Source organism: Bifidobacterium pullorum subsp. saeculare (genome assembly GCF_016899725.1).
GTDB classification, from domain to species: Bacteria; Actinomycetota; Actinomycetes; order Actinomycetales; family Bifidobacteriaceae; genus Bifidobacterium; species Bifidobacterium pullorum_C.
In genome coordinates this window covers 53,567-70,426 of sequence record NZ_JACLYU010000010.1, presented here as the reverse complement: position 1 = coordinate 70,426, position 16,860 = coordinate 53,567, and the positions used below count along the sequence as shown (strand labels likewise).

Genomic DNA, 16,860 nt, shown 5'->3' with positions numbered 1-16,860 from the left:
ACGCGTTCCGCGCGGTCGGCAACACCATTTCGTACCAGACACCCGCAGCAATCGATATCGGCGCAAACGCATGGCACAAAGGCTCTCTTGTCTTCAACGTCAAACCCGCCTAGCATTCCGTAACCCATCTGGGACCTTTAAGCTCGATGGCGATGCAAACCGCGACATGGACAATCAACGCCGGCGACGTACCCGCCGGCTGGAGCGGCAACATGGAACTCAAATGGCCTAAGCCATTCGCCCAGACGCCAACAGTCTTCATCACCTCGTGGCATACGCGGCTCAATGTGTCCATTGACGCCGTGAGCGAGACCGACGTGACGGTTGCTATTCGTAACGTCACCGACGAGCCTGTGGCTGTCACGTCCAAGGTCGTCGCGGTCGGCATCGGCCAACTTACTGTCTAGGTTTCCGTAACCCAGTCGGGTCCGACCAAGGTCATCACGAACCAGTACGGCACCGTCACCGGTGTCAAGGTCGGCCGCATGATCGAGCTCTCCATCGACTGGAAGTCGGCCTCAGGAGAATCATGGGGCTCGGGCAATTTCGGAACACTGCCCGAAGGGTGGCGTCCGTGCATGAAGGTCACGGGCACGTGGAGCGGCCGTGACGCCGCCAGCCAGAGGCAGATCATCGTGGAGACCTCCGGCGTGATTCGGTACTCCAACATGGGCGGCGGACAGAACAGCGGAGGCTTCAATGCGACCATCCACTTCATCGCAGCCTAGTGCTCGGCCGTGTACACATTGATGCATCCGTGGTCCAGTGTGATTTCGCCGCCGTACAGGATGTTGATATCGCCTGATGCGGAGATGCTCACACTGACCGAGCGCTCCGGATACTGCGGGTGAAGGAACGGGATCGGACACAGGGTGCCCGATCCCAGCACCACCATCCCCGATATCCTCACGATCCGGTCACGGTCCGGCACACAACCGATCACCTGGCTGCGCTCCGGATTCGAGAACGTGTACTGAGTGGGGGTTACGGAATGCTAGGCCGACCATACGGCAATCCAGCTGACCGCGCAGTCGAACGCGCCGGCCCAGTCTCCTAGATCACGACGGTAGAACCGCAACTGGAATGCCTCCTTGGTCGTGTCCCATACCGTTGGTATGACATACCGTCCGCGATCTTCGTCGCCCGACCATCTCGCAATGGTCGCGGTGACGGCCAAAGAGGGAGCGTCATGCGGATGAGCGAACTTGATATAGGAAGCTCCAAGAGCGGTCGGCTTAACGCTAAGAGTCCCGGCCTCTATCATCTGGGTTACGGAATCCCCCACGGTGTCCAGTGGCGTGAGGACTTTGAAGAGTTGGACGGGCGTTCCGACCGACAGGTTGGTGATGGGTATGCGGTACAGGGGCATGTCGCTCGTGCTGGCGCCGTCCAGGATCGATGTCTTGTTGTAGGACGGGTCCGCGGGGGTGCCGGTTGTGGCGGTGCCCTTGACGACGGTCAGCGTGGCGGTCTCCTTGCCGTCCGACACCTTGCTATAGCGGCAGACGATCAGGTCGTTGCGCTTCTGCCCCTGGCTGCCGTTCTCGATGGTCAGGTCGGTCGCGGTGGCCATGCGCACATGGCGCCCGTTCATGACCAGGTCGCCGGTGCCGATCGTGACCTTGTTCGCCGACGCGACGGTGGCCTTCAATTGCTGGCCGGTCTGCAGCACGTAGCTGCCGGCGCCGAGGATGCCGGCCTGGAACGCGCCAATGTCGTCGCTGCCGACGTGTGGTGTTCCGGCGAATCCGGTGATGAGCTCGCTTGCCATGACGATGTTTCCTTTCAGTTCTGTTTGTTCATGCGGTGCGGAGCCACCGGTAGGCGCTGTCCATGCCGCGACCGGCCTCCTGCCACGTACCGCCGTACGTGGTGCCGGGATTCTGGTTTTTGTTCCATTCGAAGATGCTGCCGACCGGGTGGGCGGCGAGGAACGCCTGCGCTTCGGTGAGCGCCTGTCCTGGAGTCCCGTCCTTGCCGGGCTCGCCCTGCGGCCCTTGGTCTCCCTTGTCGCCTTTCTCGCCCCTCTCGCCTTGTGGGCCTTGGGGGCCGGTCTCGCCCTGTGGGCCGGGGTCGCCTTTCTCGCCCTGCGGGCCTTGGACGCCCTGCGGGATGCCGAGGTCGAGCACGTGGGATAGTCCGCCGCCTGTCAGTCTTGCGGTCGCTTGGCCGCCCGGCTGGACGGTGGTGACCGTGCCGATGGTCAGGCTCGCCGCGTCGATGTCATTGCGCACGCTTTGCGCGGTCTGCATGGCGTTGCTGGCGGTCGTGTTCGCTTCCGCGGTCAGAACGCCCAGGTCATCGACGTCCCGTTGGGTCACGTCCGCGGAAAACGTCCAGTCCGACAATCGCAGGCCTTCGCCGGCGTAGTAGGGGTGTCCTCCGGGCGTGCTCTCCGCCGTGCCGGTCAACGAGGTCTTGGAAGTGCCGGCGGTGCCGCACTCGTAGGACACCGTGAGCACGCCGTGTGAGAGTTTGACGATCTTCTTGGTGACCTGGGCGGTCACGTCGATGCCGGACAGGCGGTCGTGGCTGGCGACGAGGTCGCCGATGTCGAGGTCGAGACCGTCGTGGATCTGCACGTCCACGCCGCCCTGCGCCTGCAGGGCCTCGAGCTTCTCCCTGCCTTTCTCCAATAGTTCGTCGCGGTCGGCGTTCGAATAGTCGTAGACGGCCTGCACCTCGTCCAGGCCGGTGATTGACTGGGTCTCCGATACCTCGCCCTCCGTGTCGGCGTACAGGTGGACGACGGTGCGGTCCTTGCCCTCGCCCGTGCCGAGGCAGATCAGATGGTTGACGGGATGCCAGTCGCGGTCGTACGAGTAGTCGAGCAGGTCGCTGTCCACGCCACCATAGGTGGCGACGGGCAGGGCCGACAAACGGAGCATGCCCGAATCGTAGGCCATGCACAGCTTGCCGCCGCACGATTCGAGCATCTTCTTCAGTCCGGCGTATGCGTCGGTGTACCGGTCGAACTTGTAGCCGGATACGGGGAGCCCGCTCGCCCGCGCCGGACTGGTGGTCATCACCTCACCCAGGCCGATGCGGTCGATGACCTTCTGGACGCAGTCGGTCGCATCCCCGGATACCGTCCAGTAGTCCTGCCCGGACGATGGTTGGATGATGCGGCTGGCGAGCAGCCCGTGCCAGGTGCGCCCCTCGTAGGTGACGGTGGGGACGTTGCTTTCGAGGCTGCCGCCGGTGGAGTCGATGATGCCGCCGTATTCGGTGCCGTCCACGTACACGCTCGCGCCCGCCTCCAACCGGATGTTCGGTTCGTGCACGGTCAGCTGGAAGTCGTTTTCATCCGACCCGAACGCGAGGTCGAGGGTGCAGTCGCGGATGGCGAGCATGTCCCGGTGCTGCGCGTCGGTGGCGATCAGGTCGACCATGGCGGTTCGCCCCTTTCCTCGATCACGGTCAGGTCGAACCCGTATCCGCCGGTCCATGACACCTCGGACTCGCCCGCCGGCAAAGGCTGGAAGCAGTACTCGCCGCCGTCCAGCCCGCTGCCGCGGCGCCCGTCCGCGAAATGGTCGACCACATCGCCGTTGTTCATGGTCAGGCGGATCGTGCGCGACAATCCGTCCACCACGAGATACGCGCCGGAGGGCACCTCGCAGTCCACCGCGTACACATTGCCGCCTATCGTGATCTCGGGGTCCGTGGCCGGCCCGTACACGGTCAGCCGGCACGGCATCGGCGACAATGCCGGGTTCGTGGCGGTGTTGGCGAGCAGGCTCGGCGACCAGTCATGCTCGTAGTCGTACGGGTAATCGAGGTCCGTGTAGGAGGCGAGCGTCTCGGGATTGTACTGCGTGGTCGCCTCCCGACGCCACACACCCTCCAACAGGACGACCTTCAGCGTGACCGTGACCAGTCGTGGGGTGATCTCGTCGACGTCGCTGCCGGTCACGTAGGCGGACGCCTTCCATTCGCCGTCGGCGACCAGCGTGCCGGGTTTTCCGTTGGCCATGTCGGCGTCCATCAGCCGGCGCATCCGATCCAGTTGCGCGGGGTCCGTGGTCTTGACGGTCAGGTCGAGTTCGCGGCTGGATCTGGTGACGCCGGACAGGCCGCGCAGGCCGATCGCGTAGTCCCAGCGGCGGCCGCGCAACGATGGCATGGTCTCCCCGTACACGGGGCCGTCGAACCTGATGATCTCGCCGTTGGTGCCGCACACAAGCTCAAGCGTTCGCATACCTGCGCACCGTCCTTCCCATCTCGCGCCCGTCCAGCTCGATGCGCTGTCCGGCCTCCAGTTCGAGCAGGATCCGCTGCAGCAATGCGACCACGCGCTCGTCCGCATACCCGGCGACGGCGGTTCGCCCGGTCTTCCGCACGGACGACGGCGCCGTGACGGTGTCGGGGAGGGTGCCGGTCCTGTTGAGCCGGTCGAGGGTCGTGTAGCCTATGCGGCTCGCGCTTTTGGCGCGGATCACGTACTCGCCCGCGCTCAGCGGGGTGATCTGCGCGGTGTCGCTCACGCGGCTTCCGGGGCCGGTGACTTTGCCTCCGTCGATGAGACCGCCGTAGGCCTTGCCGCCTCCGGTGACGACGCTGACGACGCCTGTCCATACTTGTGATGCGATTTTGCCGAGCTGTCCGAGGATGCCGGTGAGCTTGCTGGATGCGTTGTCTTGCACGTCTACGGTGGCTTTGACACGGCAGTTGCCGAATTGGTCGATTCCTTTCTGGGCGGCGCTGGTCTTGTTGAGTGCCTGGGCGTTGTCTGCGTCCAGTACCGCTTTCGGCCGTTTCGCCCCGTACTCGTCCAGCCTCCGCTTGGAGTCCTCGGTTTTGCCGACGGCATCGATGTTGTCCGCGGTGAGGATGGACTGGACCTGCTTGGGGATGGAGCTCATCTTCATGTTCAGGTTGTCGATGTTGCCGCCGGCCTGGGCCGTGAGAGCTTCCATGACCGTCGCCTTCTGATCGGGTGTGGCGCCGATCCGGTCGAGGTACGCGTCGATCATGCCTTGGGAGGCGAGCGTGTCGGCGGTGAACCGCGTGCTCACGTTCGCGGGGATGAGGCCGAGACTGTCCGCGTATGCGGCTGCGGCTTCGGCGCTCATGCCCTGCTGGGTGAGGGTGGAGATGAGCGAGTCGCGCATCTGTTGGACGCTGTTCTTCGCCTGTTGCACGGCTTCGTCCATTTCGCCGGTGGATTGCCCGTAGGCGAGTTGGGCGGCGACGCTTTCCCACAGCTTGTCATTGGCGCGTTGGATAGCGGCCGTGGACTGGTCAGTGAGCTGTCCGTTGTTGGCCAGGCTGTCGCCGTTGGCCTTCAACGTCGTCCCGAGTTCGGAGAACGCGTTGCGCGCATCGGACATGCCGGATGCGATGCTTTGCTGGGTGTTGCCGAATTCGACCATCTGGGCTACGGCCAGCTTGTAGGATTCGCGCAGGTTGTCCACTTGTTGGAGCAACGCTGTTGCGTCGCCGATCTGGAAGAATTTGCTCACTCCTCCGACCATGTTCCCGGAGAGCAGGTCGGTGATCGATTCGATGCCCGTGGTGATGATGCCGGTGGTGCCGCCGACGTCGGCTCCCGCCTGTTGCATGACACGGTTCAACGCGTCGCCGCTTCCCATGACCGCTTGTTTGAAGTCGTCGAAATCAGCGCCGGTCTGCTTGAGCAGTCCGCTGATGTCGCTCGATTTGAATCCGGACGCGAACTCGCTGATGAAGCCTATGTCGCCGGATTCGCCGGAGCGTACGTTGTTCCAGAATTGGTCCACAGCGTCGGCGCCTTCGAGCATGGACTGCTTGAAGTCGTCGGCGATGGCCTTGTTGCTCGACATTTCGTCGCCGACCGCGGCGATGGCGGCGGTGGCGATGCCCAATGCCGCCGACATGGCCACGCCGGCCGGGTTGAACCCGCCCAATGATCCGGACAGGCGCGACACTTTGCCGGTCGAGTCGGACGCTTTGTCACCGATACCCGCGATGCCGTCGACGATGCCTTTGAACATGCCGCCGGCACCCTTGGCCACGTTGATGATCGCTCCCAACGGCTTGTGGAATGCGACCAGACCGACCGCGGCGATCTGTACCGGCTCGGGCAGGCTTGCGAACAGGGTCACCAGGTCGGCGATGGCAGGCAGGAGCGGGCTGATGGTTTTCAACGTATCGGCGAACAGTCCAAACGCACCGTTCGTAGCACCCAATCCGGGGGATACGTCAGCCAACGCGTCACCGATCGACTGGAATCCGTCGCCAAGCGAGTCGAACGCTTCGTTCAGGCTCCGGACCACGCCGGGATCCAGGTCGAACACGTCGCCGATGGCCTGCGCGAGGTTCCCCTCGAGCAGGCTGTCCGCGGCCTTGCTGAAGCGCTTCTGCAGATCATCGAGGTTGTCGGAGATGTCGTCGGTGAAATCCGAGACGATGTCGGTCGCGCCGCCCAACGCCTTGGTGAACGCGGGTTTGACCGCGTCCAGTCCCTTGGTGATGAGCTTCTGGATGGCCGCGTCCCAGTTGCCGACCGCGCCCTCGAACGTCTTCGTGCTTTTGGCGGCCTCGACGGCCGCGTCGGTCATGCCGAGGTCCATCAGCGCCTGATTGAATTCCTCGGCGCTGATCTCGCCCTTCTCCATGGCGTCGCGGAAATTGCCCGACGTGTAGGCGCCCATCTTCTTGAGCGCCTGCTGGATCTTGCCGCTGGCGCCGGGGATGGCGTCGGACAGCTGGTTGAAGTTCTCGGTGGTCAGCTTGCCCTGGCCGGCGGTCTGCGTGAGGACCATGCCCACGCTCTTGAACGTTTCGGCGTTGCCGCCGGCTACCGCGTTGAGGTTGCCGGCCGCCTCGGCGAGCCTGTCGTAGTCCTTGACGCCGTTCGCGGCCAATTGGGCGGTCACGTTGCGGATGTCGGCCAGATCGTACACGGTCGCGTCCGCATACGCCTGCGTCGATTTGGTCAGCCGGTCGATCGTAGCCGTGTCCACGCCGGCGAAGTCAAGCGTGGACTTGAACTTGTCGGTGCTGTCGGACGCCTCGACGGCGGCGTTCATGTATTTGCCGAGACCGGAGACGAGCAGTTCGGTGGCCTTGGCGGCGACTCCGGCGACCGCGCCCAGACTGATGCCGCTGGTGGCCTTGTCGAAGCCCTTGACCCACGCACGGCCGCTCTTCGTGCCCTGCCCGGATGTGTCGACCTTGCCGAGGGCCTTGGTGATCTGTTTGCCGAGGCCTTTGGTGGAGGCCTCGATGTTCACGTACGCGGTCGCCAGTTGCACGCCGTCCGCCATGGTGCCTCCTTCAGGTGATGTTCACGCGCCCCCGGTTGAGTTTCTCGAGGAGCTGTTCGGGGGAATCGAACGCCTCGACCCCGTTCGACGGTTCGGATTCGGGTTCCGGCTCGAGTTGGGTGAGTTGGGGCATGCGTTCGACGAGGGCGCTCCTGCTGGCCGCCTCCGGCGGGAGCCATGCGGTCAGGTCGGCCAGCAGCGCGTAATCGGTCGTGTCGAGGCTCGTCCGGTAGTACCTGCGCAGGTCCGCGTCCAAGGCGTCCGGGGCCTTGCGCAGGTAGAGGACGAGCGTCAGGAGTTTGGGTTCATCGCCCCGATGGCCGCGTTCACGAACACGGGTATCGCGTTGATGTCCACGCGCCCGTCCGCGCCGCGCAGCTTCGCCAGCACGCCGCGCCATGCGCCGTGCGGGTACATCAGGCGCAGGATCGCGTAGATGCAGGCGGTCAGCTCGCGGCTGTCCCCCGATTCCTCGGCCTCCTGGGAGCCGAGCAGCAGGCCGGTCAGCTCCCCGTCCTGCAGGAGCTTACGGTCCGGGACGTCGAACGTCCTGCCGTTGTGATCGAAGGTGGCCGGCTTACGCTCGTCGGCGAGCTGCTTGGCGGTCTTCGCGGTGGTGGTCATGATGGTCTCCTATCTCAAAGCATGGGTTCACTGCGGGTCTCCTATCTGGGTTGGTATGGGTGCGCCCCGCACGCCGATAGGAGCAAGCGTGCGGGGCGCCGTATGGGACGGGTCAGCCGGCCGCGGCGACGGTGATGTCGAAGCTCTTCGACGTGCCGCCGACCGTGACGGTGACGGTGGCCTTGCCGGCCTTCTTCGCGGTGATCTTCACGCCTTCGGCGAGCAGGGTCTCCGGGGCGCTGGACGTGACCGTGAAGCCCTTGGTGATCTTGACCTCGCCCCTGTCCTCGACCTGCACCTTGACGGCGAGGGTCTGGGATGCGCCCACGGTCATGCTCGACTCGGGAGCGGTGTCGCCGGTGGAGGTGACGATCTCGAAGTCGTCGATGAGTGCGGCGATGTATTCGCGGCTGGTGCCGCCGTCGATGCGGCTGTCGGCGTTCGCGGCCAGGGTGACGCCCCAGCCCTTCGCGTCGGACAGGTTGTAGGTGATCTCGGCGGCCTCGCTGATGCTGGCGCTGGGGATGACCATGCGGTCGGCCCGATTGCCGGTCAGGCTGATCTCGAACACCCACGAGCTCTGGTCGGTGGGCAGGCCGTTGTGGGTGATCTCCATGTTGCCCAGTTCGTCGACGCGCACGTTCTGGTCGCCGAAGCGCGCCTTGGCGGCTCGCTCGTTGGTCTCCAGCATGACCAGCGTGTACGTCTCGGAGCTGGAGGTCACGATGGTCAGCACGGTAATGCCGCCCATGTCGGTGATGCTCGCGGTGCTCGAGTCCGTGGCCAGGCTGATGCCGTCCTGGTTCAGATAGCCGACGTTCTCGAACGCGCTGTCGAGCGGCTCGTCGGGGCTTTCGGGCAACGGGGTGCCGATGGGCGCGCGGTAGGCCACTCCCCCGTACTTGGGCTTGCCGTAGCTGACGTTACGCGCGTTGTTCGCGATAGCCATAATCAGTTTTCCTTTCGAATGATTAGTAGAGTTCTGGCAGGGTCGGCGCCAGGCCGACCTGCAGGTTCAGTTCCGCGTACCACCGGCCCGTGTCGGGGTCGCGGTCCGTGTACAGGCTGAGCACATCCAGCGAATGGACGGCGGGATGCTCCACGCTCATGCGGCGCAGCACGTCGAGCGTGCGACGCCCAGCTTCCATCGCCTCCGCCTCCGACACATGCCAGACGCGTACGGTCAGCAGAGGCGTGTCATGCAATAACCCGAGTTGGCCGCCGGTGCGGCGCACGGTCGTGAACGGCGGATCACGGTCCGCCGGCACGGTGGTGGACACGGACATGCGGTCGACGGGATGCTCCGTGAGCCAGGAGACGATCAGACTCACGGGGTCGATGGTGGAAGGCATGACGCGTCACCCCTTCAACGCCCGCAGAAGGGTCTGGTGCTTGCGGTTGTCGATCATCGCGGCCGCGTTCGAAGTGATCACGCCCACGCGGCCACGATGCGACTGCGCCTCCGCCGGCTTCGCCACATACAACGGCCCGCCGTCGCGGAAGCCCTTCGCACCCTTCAACGTGGGCGAGGCCATCGCGTTCGCGCGCGCGGCGACCTGCCGGCCCTGCCGTTCCAGTTCGGCGAGCACCGGACCGCTATTGCGCAACGCGTCGAACGCGTCCCTATGCAGTTTCACCTTGATCGCCATGTCAGCCCTCCCCTCGGGCGACGGGGACGTTCATGTTCCAGTCGGTCGGCGTCATGCCGCCGTCGACGGGCATGGGGTCGCCAATCACCCGGTATGGTGTCGGTTCGTCGCGGATGAGTATCCCGCAGCCGCGCAGGCTTCCGCCCTCGTAGGTTCTGGGGAACAGAAGCGTGGCGTCTACACGGATCCCGTCGGGCCTGTCCGCGTCGGATGCCTCGCCCATGGACGGCGGCTGGACGAGCACGTTGTCCACGTCCTCGACGGTTTCGCCGTGGACGGGGTTGCCGTACTCGTCCGTGCCCGTGGTCGTATGGCGGATTACGGTGACGGTCTCGCCTCTCATGCGACGCCTCCCATGTGGATGTGGAACGCGGTTTGCACTCCCTTGCCGAGGGATTTGCGTTCGGCGGATGTGAGGTACAGGTCGCCGTCGGGGTTGCTGTAGCTCATGCTTTCGCTGAAGCTGCCTGCGGTCTGCGTGCTCTGGCTGACGCCGGCGCGGTCGAGGGCGAGCATGGCGCGTTTGACCATCTGGCAGGCGATGCGTTTCAGGGTCGCGTCGGACGCCTCGCGCCAGCGTGGGCATTGGGTCATGATCAGGTCGCTCGCGTCGGCCAGGAGCGTCCGCGCCTTCGATGTTTCGGACTCGGTGAGCGGATGCCATCGGGCTTCCAGATCCTCGGTGGTGGCGAAGGGGAGCTCGGGCGGTTTCTCATCGTCCGTCATATCCTGCCTCCCTTCGGTCAGCTTGCGTTGAGCACGCCGCCCGCGCGCAGGCTGGTGAGCAGCGCGTTGACCGTCGCGATCGCGGCGGTCGCGTCCGCGCCGCTCACGTCGGGCACGGCCGCGCACTTGGTGAAGCTCGTTCCGTCGGCGCCGGCGGGCCCCTGAGGGCCGGTGTCTCCCTTGTCGCCTTTGTCCCCCTTGGCTCCGGCTGCGCCTGCGGTGCCTTTGAGGTTTTTGAAGGCGAGTTTCAGGACGCCGTCCTGGACGCTGCCGGTGCAGGACGGGGTGCCGGTGTTGCCGTCGACGGTGACCTGCACGGACGTGATCGCGGAGTCGCCGCCGCCGGTGAACGGAGTGCCGTCTGGGTTGACGAGGTCGACGGGCATGCTCAACGGGCCGGGCTTCTTCTTTTTGCCGGGCTTCTGGACGATGAGGGTCTGGGACGGGTACGTCATGGTCACTCACCCGCCTTGAGCACGGCGATGCCCTTGGGGTCGAGGATCGCGTACGAGTAGAGCGCCTCGGTGCGGTAGGCGATCTGGTTGTAGCCCTTCAGGTCCTTGCCGGTGTTGTCCGGGTCGCCGTACTCGATGATCTCGCTGGTGATGTCGCGCACCATGCCCCACTTGATCAGGCTGAAATCGCCCAGGAACGCGAGCACCTTGGTGCTCGGGGTGATCAGCCGGCCGTTGACGGTGCCGCTGGTGGCGGCGGGGATGCCGTCCAGGTTGCCGACCTGCAGGTTGATCGGGATCTCCGGGTACAGGCGCATGCCGGTGGACGGCACGCGCAGCTTGCGCAGCTGAGCGGCCCATGTCTTGCTCAGGGCGATGCCGTTGATGTCGTACTCGTCGGACACGGCCTCGGCCAGCGCGTCGATGTCGGCCACTTCGTCGCCTTCGGACGTGACCTGCACGGCGGACGTGGACAGGGCGGTGAACCCGTCGAGCGTGGTCTTGGGCTTGGGGTTGAACGCGTGGTAGACCACGTAGTCGAGCACTCGACCCAATGCCTTGGCCTGGTCGTCCTGGATGCTCTTGACGATCTGCAGCTGGTTGTCCTCGTCGGCCCACTTGAGCTCCGAGGTGACGCGCGTGGTGGTGACGACCTTGAACCGTTTACCGACGACCGGGGTGAGGGTCTCCTCGTAGCTGCTCTTCTGCGCGCCCTCGGCCACGACCTCGGCCTCGCTGCTGCCGTTGAACACCATGTAGTCCTTGTCGAGGAACAGCTGGGGTTCGGCGGGGCTGAGCGCGGCGATGGTGCTGGTGTCCTTGGCCTTCTTGGTGATGACGGTGGCCACTTCGTGGGGCAGTTTGATCTTGGTGGTGTCCATTGCCATGATGATCGGTCCTTTCGGTTATTCGTTTCGGCCGAACAGCTGGCCCACGTAGGAGCGCAGGCTCGTATCGGCGTCATTGGTCTTGTGTTCGGGTGTGCGGCCCGGGTCCTTCAGGCCGGCGCCCTTGGGTTTGGGGTGGAGGACGGCGTCGAGCTGTTCGGCGTGCGCCTGGATGTCCTCGAGCGTGCTGCCGCGCAGCAGATCGGCGGGCACGCCGGTCTTCTTGGAGACCTCGGCCTTCCATGCGGCCTGCTGTTTCTCGGACTCGTAGGCGGCGTTCTTCGCCTCAAGCTCGCTGATGCGCCTGGCGGTCTTTTCGGCCTCGCTCATCTGCGATTCCTTGAGCTTTTCCAGCTCCTCGGCGGCGGCCTTGTTGTCCTTGGCGCGCTTCTCCCACTCGCGCGAATGGGCGATCGCGTCCCGGTACTTGGCCTCCCAGTCGACCGGCTCGCCGTTGTCGACACCGTCACCCGCGTTCCCGCCGTTGTCTTCGGGCGGATTGTCGATGAGGCGGATGCGGCGCATGAGCATGGCGTTGCGGTGCATGATGGTTCCTCCTTGATGGTTTGATGGGGCCCGTTCCGGGCATGAAAGGGCCGTCCGTGCGGACGGCTTGATCGTGGTGGGTGCTGGATTCGAACCAGCGAAGGCAGTGCCGGCCGCTTTACAGGCGGCTCCGTTTTGACCGCTCCGGCAACCCACCGAGCGTGATAGAATCGGATGTGTAAGCGTCCCCGTTGTCGCCCTTGCGTGACTTCCGGGACGCTTACTTCATACGTATGAGCCTTTGGTCCTTGGTGAGCACGTAGACCATGCCGTCGTGGAATCTTCGGCTTCGTCTCACGTATTCAGCAAGCTGTTCGTCGCTCATGTTCACGCTTTCCGAATTGTCGATGATGAGTCTGGTGCAGTCGCGTTTGTGCGAGGCGCTGCCCAGATACCCATCGACGGTGCGAAACGACTTTGATGTGCCCACCGTCTTGATTTCGATGCCTCTGGCCCAATCGGCAAGTCCGACTCGCTCCGTATCGCCGGTGTCGGGATCGGACACCATCGCATAGTCGAGCTGGAACGCGGGGACGATTCCGTGCTTTCTGAGTCGTTCGGCGGTGCGTATCTCCTGCGGACGTGCCCGTTCGGTCTCCTCGCGCAGCTCCTCGGTGGCGAACGTGATGTCCGGTTCGGTGCCGTCGTACAGCCATCGGTGGTCGCGCCAATCCATTTCGCGGGCGATCATGCGGGCCGTGAACTCATTGAGGTTCTCCCAGCGGCGTTCCCTGGTCTTGCGGTCGACGACCATGATCCGCTCGTCGGGGTACCTGGATTCGAGCCCGTCCTCGACGGTCTCGCGGCATTTCAGGTACCGCTGGTACAGGTCGTCGGGGTCGTAGCCCTCGACTATCGGCTTGTCCTTGCCCCAGCTGGGCACGATCTCGCAGTTGCAGTCGTTGTGGTATTTCCTGAGCTCGCCGGCGGCCTCGGCGCTCGAATACACCCAGCCGCGGGAGGCGAGCATGATGCACCATCCGCAGGTCGGGCCCTGCGGGACGCGCGCGAACCGCGGCTTGCGCGGGTCGCGTTCCACGTTGCGCGTGATGGTGTCCCGACCGCCCTGCTTGACCCACCGTTCCATGCTGGCCATCATGTAGCGGCGCAGCTTGTCCGGGTCGTCGCCCCACAATGCGCCGGCCTGCGTGCGGATGCCCTCGCGGATCCACCGGGTGGCGTCGTCGTAGCCGACGCTCACCTCGAAGTCGTCGTCGAACCATTTCAGGCGCATGGTCTCGTACCATTCGGCGGCCGCCACCCCATCCACATCCGCGTACTTGCCCGCGAGCGCGGAGACGAGTTCGAGCAGGGCGTCGCGTTGTGCGGCGGGGTCGTCGTAGTAGCGGACCATGACGGAGTCCCAGATTTTCTGCAGTTCGCGTCTGGCCTGTTTGACGGTGCGGTTATGCGCCTTGTTCAGCCGGTTGAGGTCATCACGGTTCGGTGTATGGCTGGGTTGGTTGTCCGCCATCGGCGCCTCCGTTCACGAGCTGGTCGAGCACGCCTCTGGCCTGTTGGGTTTTGACTGCGCTGATGATGGAGGCGACGTCGTCCTGGCTGAATCCGGCGTAGCGCCATCCGGCCTCGCTTTGGGCGAAGGCTGGTTGGACCTGGGCGATCTTGCTGAACGCGTCGGCGCGGGCGCCGATGCTGACCTCGCGTGTGGGCGACCAGATTGGGCGTACGTCGCGCATGTCCGATGGGTCTTCGCCGCGCAGGCGGACGGCGATGGCGAGCATGTCGCGGATGGCGCGCGTGAAGATGCGGTTCTGCCGGTCGGCGATGCGGGTGAGTTTGCGTTCGGCCGCGGCCATAGCCTCGGCCGAGCTGGGGTTGTCGAGTGTGATGCCCATTTCGTCGACGGGCACGCTCATCTCGCTGGCGGCGAGCATAGCCACGGTCTTGAGCATGTCGGAGTGGGGTTGCATGCTGGCCTGGGTGATCTGGTTGATCTGCGGCAGGTCGCCGTCCTCGTCCTTGCCGATCGCGTTGATGGCGCTGATCAGGCTGCTCCAGGTGTCGCCGCGGAACGCGTCCCGGTCGGCGCCCAGGAACCAGAGCTTGGGGACCGAGTAGAATTCGGCGCTGGCTTCCATGCGGACGACGGTGCGGAAGCCGATGTCGGTCAGGCTCATGACGGTGCGGTTGATGCGGCTTCGCCCGAACGGCCGGTTCATCTGCGGGTCGTGGATGAACGGGACGACGGTGCACTCGTCCAGATGCGTCTCGTGCGCTTCGGCGGTCCACGGCATGATGCGGCCCCTGCACCGGTACACCCTACGGGGCAGCCACACGTCGAAGCCGGTGATCCTGCCTTCCGCATCGTTCTCGGTGATGGTCAGGGCGGCCGCGATGCGCCGGTTCATGCGGTCCCAGATGGCGCTGCTCCAGTCGGCCGAGCGTGGGGTGAACACGATGCGGTCCTCGTCGTCCGGGTCGGCGCTGACGGTCATGAAGCTGCACGAGTGCGTGTAGCAGCTGACGATGCACTGGGGGATCTCCACGTCCAGCCGGTTGTCGTCGAACAGGTCCTTCAGACCATGCGTGTCGTCGCCGGGGATGCTCAGCCCTTCGAGCACGCTCAGGTCGGACAGGCTGCGCACGGCCTTGGCGGGCCAGCCGATCATCGGCCTGGCCTTCGTCTTGATGGTGTCGGGGATGCTGATGCGGAAGTCGCGGAACCTCTCCTTGGCGTCGTAGTAGGCGGTGCGGATCAGGTTGCGCGGGTACTTGTCGCGCCACACCTTCAGCAGTTGGCGGATCACGGGCATGTCCTCGTCCGCGACGCCGATGATGGGGCCGATCAGGCTGCTGGAGGTCGACAGGAACGGGCTGCCGTTGACCTTGGGCGCCATGTCCAGGCGTGTGCCGTCCGCCAGGTAGAAACCGCTCATATCATCACCTTCTGTTTGCGTCCCGGACGCCTCTTGGTCGTGTAGGCTCCGTGCAGGGCCAATGTGACGGCCTGCAGGGGGCTGATGTCCACGTCCGAGCCTTTCTTCTGCCAGGCGACCGCCCCGTTCGGGCCGAGGTCGCGCAGCGTGGCGCCGTGCACGGCCATCGCCAACTGTGGCTGTTCGCCGTCGGGCAGGTGGAGGATCTTGCGGTCGCGGATCATGTCGAGCATGCGCCCGGTCGCCGCTCCCAAGTCGCGGGTCTGGGTGACCGTGACGCGCACGTGGCGGGCCTTGAGGTCGGGCAGCAGGCTCATGGCCGGCGACTGCGCGTCGACGACCACGGCCGCGGTCTTGGCCCAGCGTTCGGCGAGCCATTCGACCGCCCAGGCCACGCCCTGCGTGCCGGTGCTCCGGTATTCCTCCACGCCCACCAGCGCGGTCCCGTCGTCCTTCCTGATCGCGTATCCGATGCACAGCGCGCCGCGGTCTGGAGGCATGTCCACGCCGAACGCGAGCAGTCCCTTGGTGTCCGGTTCTTCGATGGTCTCGCCGGCCCATACGTCGGGGTCGATGACATGCACGCTTGCGATCTCGTCCCAGATGCCCAGCGCCTCGCGTCGGAAGCTGTCCTCGGCCAGCAGGTTGCGCATGCGCAGGATCGCGTCCTCGCCGGTGCGCCGCGGGTACGATGGGTTGGCCTTCGCCCACTGGTCGCGGTCGTCCGGGTCGGCGTCCGGGTCCGCGCTCAGCTCCACGTACAGCATGCCGTCCGAGCCGGCGAGCGCGTTGGCGCGTTTCTCCGCGAACGCCTCGCTCTGGTCGCCGGGCTTGGGAGGGTTGCCCATGAGGACGACCAGCGGGTTCGGTGACGTGTTGACGATGGGGATGAGGTTGTCCAATGCCTTGACGGTGAGGATCTGCGCCTCGTCGAACACCTCGATGTCCGCGGAGTGCAGGCCTCGGCCGAACCCGTTCTCGCGCGCGCCGAACATGATCCTGCTGCCGTTCGAGAACCGGATCTCCTGCTGGCCGTTGGCGCGTCGGATGTGGTCGACGTAGCGGGCGAGCACGGGGGTGCGCGCCAGTTCGCACAGGTCGTTGAACGTCTCGTCCGATGTGCGCGTGTGGTGGGCGGTCCAGATCACCAGCGTGCCCTTGCGCCCGGCGCATAGGATGAACATCGCGGTGCCGATCATGAACGTCTTGCCGATCTGTCTGCAGCTGGACAGGACGGCGCCGCCGGCACCGCACGCGTACCGGCCGTCCTCCCGTTTGGCGAGCAGCAGGTACAGGAATCCCTGCTGCCACAGGTCGTAGCGGATGCCGGCCTTGACGGCGGCCCGGTTGACCAGGTTGAAGTCGCTGCCGACGATGCCGGACGGCTGGACCAGATGCCGGGCGATTTCAGACAATCGACGCTCCGACATCCTCCGCCACCCCCATGGTCTCGTCATCGAACAGATTCGTCTGGCCGTCCATGCCCCGCAGACGCTCGCACACGCTGATCAGCTGCCTGCTGATGCCGGGCAGCGCATTCGCCGGCGTCGATGGATCCTGCAACGCGGCCTTGAGCCGGTCTCTGTTCATGCGCAGCACGTCCTCCATGCTGTCGTCCATCATCCGTTCGAACTCGCGACGGTCAAGCTCCGCCGGCACGGTCTCACGTTTCTCCTTGCATGCGGGCGCGCCGCCTTCCTTGCGACGCCGGTATTTGGCCTTGTTGCGGCACGACTCCGAACAGTAGCGCTGTCGTTTGCCATGTCCGGACGGGCGGAACTCCACGCCGCAGATCTCGCAACGCATCATCCACCCGCCTTTCACCC

Annotated in this window: 21 protein-coding genes and 1 tRNA gene; 2 read left to right on the top strand and 20 right to left on the bottom strand. The window is 65.2% G+C overall.

Features of this window, described 5'->3' with window-relative positions; translation table 11 throughout:
• Positions 1-146 precede the first annotated feature (146 nt).
• Together H7U32_RS06345 and H7U32_RS06340 are read left to right on the top strand one after the other, a co-directional pair.
• Positions 147-407, top strand: coding sequence for a hypothetical protein (locus H7U32_RS06345; RefSeq protein ID WP_204469069.1), 261 nt, complete (start codon positions 147-149; stop codon positions 405-407).
• Between the two features lie 78 nt (positions 408-485).
• The gene (locus tag H7U32_RS06340) at positions 486-728 is read left to right on the top strand and encodes a hypothetical protein (RefSeq protein WP_204469067.1); all 243 of its coding nucleotides are present in this window, start codon (positions 486-488) and stop codon (positions 726-728) included.
• Here the strand turns inward: H7U32_RS06340 and H7U32_RS06335 are convergent.
• The 20 genes from H7U32_RS06335 to H7U32_RS06240 form a co-directional block, all read right to left on the bottom strand.
• Complete coding sequence (locus tag H7U32_RS06335) at positions 725-895, bottom strand: hypothetical protein (RefSeq protein ID WP_204469065.1); 171 nt, start codon at positions 893-895, stop codon at positions 725-727. The genes H7U32_RS06340 and H7U32_RS06335 overlap by 4 nt on opposite strands.
• A 99-nt stretch (positions 896-994) precedes the next feature.
• Positions 995-1,771 carry a hypothetical protein gene (locus H7U32_RS06330; RefSeq protein WP_204469063.1) on the bottom strand — a complete coding sequence of 259 codons (777 nt, stop codon included), beginning with the start codon at positions 1,769-1,771 and terminating at the stop codon, positions 995-997.
• Positions 1,772-1,799: 28 nt separating this feature from the next.
• Complete coding sequence (locus tag H7U32_RS10955) at positions 1,800-3,392, bottom strand: Gp37-like protein (RefSeq protein WP_204469061.1); 1,593 nt, start codon at positions 3,390-3,392, stop codon at positions 1,800-1,802.
• Positions 3,380-4,201: a hypothetical protein gene (locus H7U32_RS06320; RefSeq protein ID WP_204469059.1), complete on the bottom strand. Its 822-nt coding sequence runs from the start codon at positions 4,199-4,201 to the stop codon at positions 3,380-3,382. Before H7U32_RS06320 ends, H7U32_RS10955 begins: the two co-directional genes overlap by 13 nt.
• Positions 4,188-7,250 (bottom strand): tape measure protein, encoded by a 3,063-nt coding sequence (locus H7U32_RS06315; protein WP_204469057.1) that lies wholly within the window; start codon positions 7,248-7,250, stop codon positions 4,188-4,190. Before H7U32_RS06315 ends, H7U32_RS06320 begins: the two co-directional genes overlap by 14 nt.
• 10 nt (positions 7,251-7,260) lie before the next feature.
• A complete protein-coding gene (locus H7U32_RS06310; RefSeq protein ID WP_204469055.1) occupies positions 7,261-7,506 on the bottom strand; it encodes a hypothetical protein in 246 nt (81 codons plus the stop codon).
• 35 nt (positions 7,507-7,541) lie between these two features.
• Positions 7,542-7,874: a hypothetical protein gene (locus tag H7U32_RS06305; protein WP_204469053.1), complete on the bottom strand. Its 333-nt coding sequence runs from the start codon at positions 7,872-7,874 to the stop codon at positions 7,542-7,544.
• Between the two features lie 112 nt (positions 7,875-7,986).
• Entirely contained in the window at positions 7,987-8,823 is an 837-nt protein-coding gene (locus H7U32_RS06300) for an Ig-like domain-containing protein (RefSeq protein WP_204469051.1), read from the bottom strand.
• Between the two features lie 22 nt (positions 8,824-8,845).
• Positions 8,846-9,226: a hypothetical protein gene (locus H7U32_RS06295; protein ID WP_204469049.1), complete on the bottom strand. Its 381-nt coding sequence runs from the start codon at positions 9,224-9,226 to the stop codon at positions 8,846-8,848.
• 6 nt (positions 9,227-9,232) lie between these two features.
• Complete coding sequence (locus H7U32_RS06290) at positions 9,233-9,523, bottom strand: hypothetical protein (protein ID WP_204469047.1); 291 nt, start codon at positions 9,521-9,523, stop codon at positions 9,233-9,235.
• 1 nt (position 9,524) lies between these two features.
• Positions 9,525-9,866, bottom strand: a complete 342-nt coding sequence (locus tag H7U32_RS06285; RefSeq protein WP_204469045.1) for a hypothetical protein — start codon at positions 9,864-9,866, stop codon at positions 9,525-9,527.
• On the bottom strand, positions 9,863-10,249 hold the full coding sequence (locus H7U32_RS06280) for a Gp19/Gp15/Gp42 family protein (RefSeq protein WP_204469043.1): 387 nt from the start codon (positions 10,247-10,249) through the stop codon (positions 9,863-9,865). Before H7U32_RS06280 ends, H7U32_RS06285 begins: the two co-directional genes overlap by 4 nt.
• A 17-nt stretch (positions 10,250-10,266) precedes the next feature.
• Complete coding sequence (locus H7U32_RS06275) at positions 10,267-10,704, bottom strand: hypothetical protein (RefSeq protein WP_204469041.1); 438 nt, start codon at positions 10,702-10,704, stop codon at positions 10,267-10,269.
• A 2-nt stretch (positions 10,705-10,706) separates the two neighbouring features.
• A complete protein-coding gene (locus tag H7U32_RS06270; protein ID WP_204469040.1) occupies positions 10,707-11,591 on the bottom strand; it encodes a phage major capsid family protein in 885 nt (294 codons plus the stop codon).
• Positions 11,592-11,609: 18 nt separating this feature from the next.
• Positions 11,610-12,137 carry a helicase gene (locus H7U32_RS06265; protein WP_204469038.1) on the bottom strand — a complete coding sequence of 176 codons (528 nt, stop codon included), beginning with the start codon at positions 12,135-12,137 and terminating at the stop codon, positions 11,610-11,612.
• A 74-nt stretch (positions 12,138-12,211) separates the two neighbouring features.
• Positions 12,212-12,294 (bottom strand) — tRNA-Tyr (locus H7U32_RS06260).
• Positions 12,295-12,357: 63 nt separating this feature from the next.
• Positions 12,358-13,611, bottom strand: coding sequence for a VG15 protein (locus H7U32_RS06255; RefSeq protein ID WP_204469036.1), 1,254 nt, complete (start codon positions 13,609-13,611; stop codon positions 12,358-12,360).
• A complete protein-coding gene (locus H7U32_RS06250) occupies positions 13,574-15,034 on the bottom strand; it encodes a phage portal protein (RefSeq protein ID WP_204469034.1) in 1,461 nt (486 codons plus the stop codon). The genes H7U32_RS06255 and H7U32_RS06250 overlap by 38 nt, the downstream gene beginning before the upstream one ends.
• Positions 15,031-16,449: a terminase gene (locus H7U32_RS06245; protein WP_306452356.1), complete on the bottom strand. Its 1,419-nt coding sequence runs from the start codon at positions 16,447-16,449 to the stop codon at positions 15,031-15,033. Before H7U32_RS06245 ends, H7U32_RS06250 begins: the two co-directional genes overlap by 4 nt.
• Entirely contained in the window at positions 16,442-16,843 is a 402-nt protein-coding gene (locus tag H7U32_RS06240) for a hypothetical protein (RefSeq protein ID WP_204469030.1), read from the bottom strand. Before H7U32_RS06240 ends, H7U32_RS06245 begins: the two co-directional genes overlap by 8 nt.
• Between the last annotated feature and the right edge of the window lie 17 nt (positions 16,844-16,860).

Bases quoted from the DNA above. Each gene is read 5' to 3' on its own strand.
- H7U32_RS06345 (WP_204469069.1), top strand. From the start codon at position 147: ATGGCGATGCAAACCGCGACATGGACAATCAACGCCGGCGACGTACCC.
- H7U32_RS06340 (WP_204469067.1), top strand. From the start codon at position 486: ATGATCGAGCTCTCCATCGACTGGAAGTCGGCCTCAGGAGAATCATGG.
- H7U32_RS06335 (WP_204469065.1), bottom strand. From the start codon at position 895: ATGGTGGTGCTGGGATCGGGCACCCTGTGTCCGATCCCGTTCCTTCAC.
- H7U32_RS06330 (WP_204469063.1), bottom strand. From the start codon at position 1,771: ATGGCAAGCGAGCTCATCACCGGATTCGCCGGAACACCACACGTCGGC.
- H7U32_RS10955 (WP_204469061.1), bottom strand. From the start codon at position 3,392: ATGGTCGACCTGATCGCCACCGACGCGCAGCACCGGGACATGCTCGCC.
- H7U32_RS06320 (WP_204469059.1), bottom strand. From the start codon at position 4,201: ATGCGAACGCTTGAGCTTGTGTGCGGCACCAACGGCGAGATCATCAGG.
- H7U32_RS06315 (WP_204469057.1), bottom strand. From the start codon at position 7,250: ATGGCGGACGGCGTGCAACTGGCGACCGCGTACGTGAACATCGAGGCC.
- H7U32_RS06305 (WP_204469053.1), bottom strand. From the start codon at position 7,874: ATGACCACCACCGCGAAGACCGCCAAGCAGCTCGCCGACGAGCGTAAG.
- H7U32_RS06300 (WP_204469051.1), bottom strand. From the start codon at position 8,823: ATGGCTATCGCGAACAACGCGCGTAACGTCAGCTACGGCAAGCCCAAG.
- H7U32_RS06295 (WP_204469049.1), bottom strand. From the start codon at position 9,226: ATGCCTTCCACCATCGACCCCGTGAGTCTGATCGTCTCCTGGCTCACG.
- H7U32_RS06290 (WP_204469047.1), bottom strand. From the start codon at position 9,523: ATGGCGATCAAGGTGAAACTGCATAGGGACGCGTTCGACGCGTTGCGC.
- H7U32_RS06285 (WP_204469045.1), bottom strand. From the start codon at position 9,866: ATGAGAGGCGAGACCGTCACCGTAATCCGCCATACGACCACGGGCACG.
- H7U32_RS06280 (WP_204469043.1), bottom strand. From the start codon at position 10,249: ATGACGGACGATGAGAAACCGCCCGAGCTCCCCTTCGCCACCACCGAG.
- H7U32_RS06275 (WP_204469041.1), bottom strand. From the start codon at position 10,704: ATGACGTACCCGTCCCAGACCCTCATCGTCCAGAAGCCCGGCAAAAAG.
- H7U32_RS06270 (WP_204469040.1), bottom strand. From the start codon at position 11,591: ATGGCAATGGACACCACCAAGATCAAACTGCCCCACGAAGTGGCCACC.
- H7U32_RS06265 (WP_204469038.1), bottom strand. From the start codon at position 12,137: ATGCACCGCAACGCCATGCTCATGCGCCGCATCCGCCTCATCGACAAT.
- H7U32_RS06255 (WP_204469036.1), bottom strand. From the start codon at position 13,611: ATGGCGGACAACCAACCCAGCCATACACCGAACCGTGATGACCTCAAC.
- H7U32_RS06250 (WP_204469034.1), bottom strand. From the start codon at position 15,034: ATGAGCGGTTTCTACCTGGCGGACGGCACACGCCTGGACATGGCGCCC.
- H7U32_RS06240 (WP_204469030.1), bottom strand. From the start codon at position 16,843: ATGATGCGTTGCGAGATCTGCGGCGTGGAGTTCCGCCCGTCCGGACAT.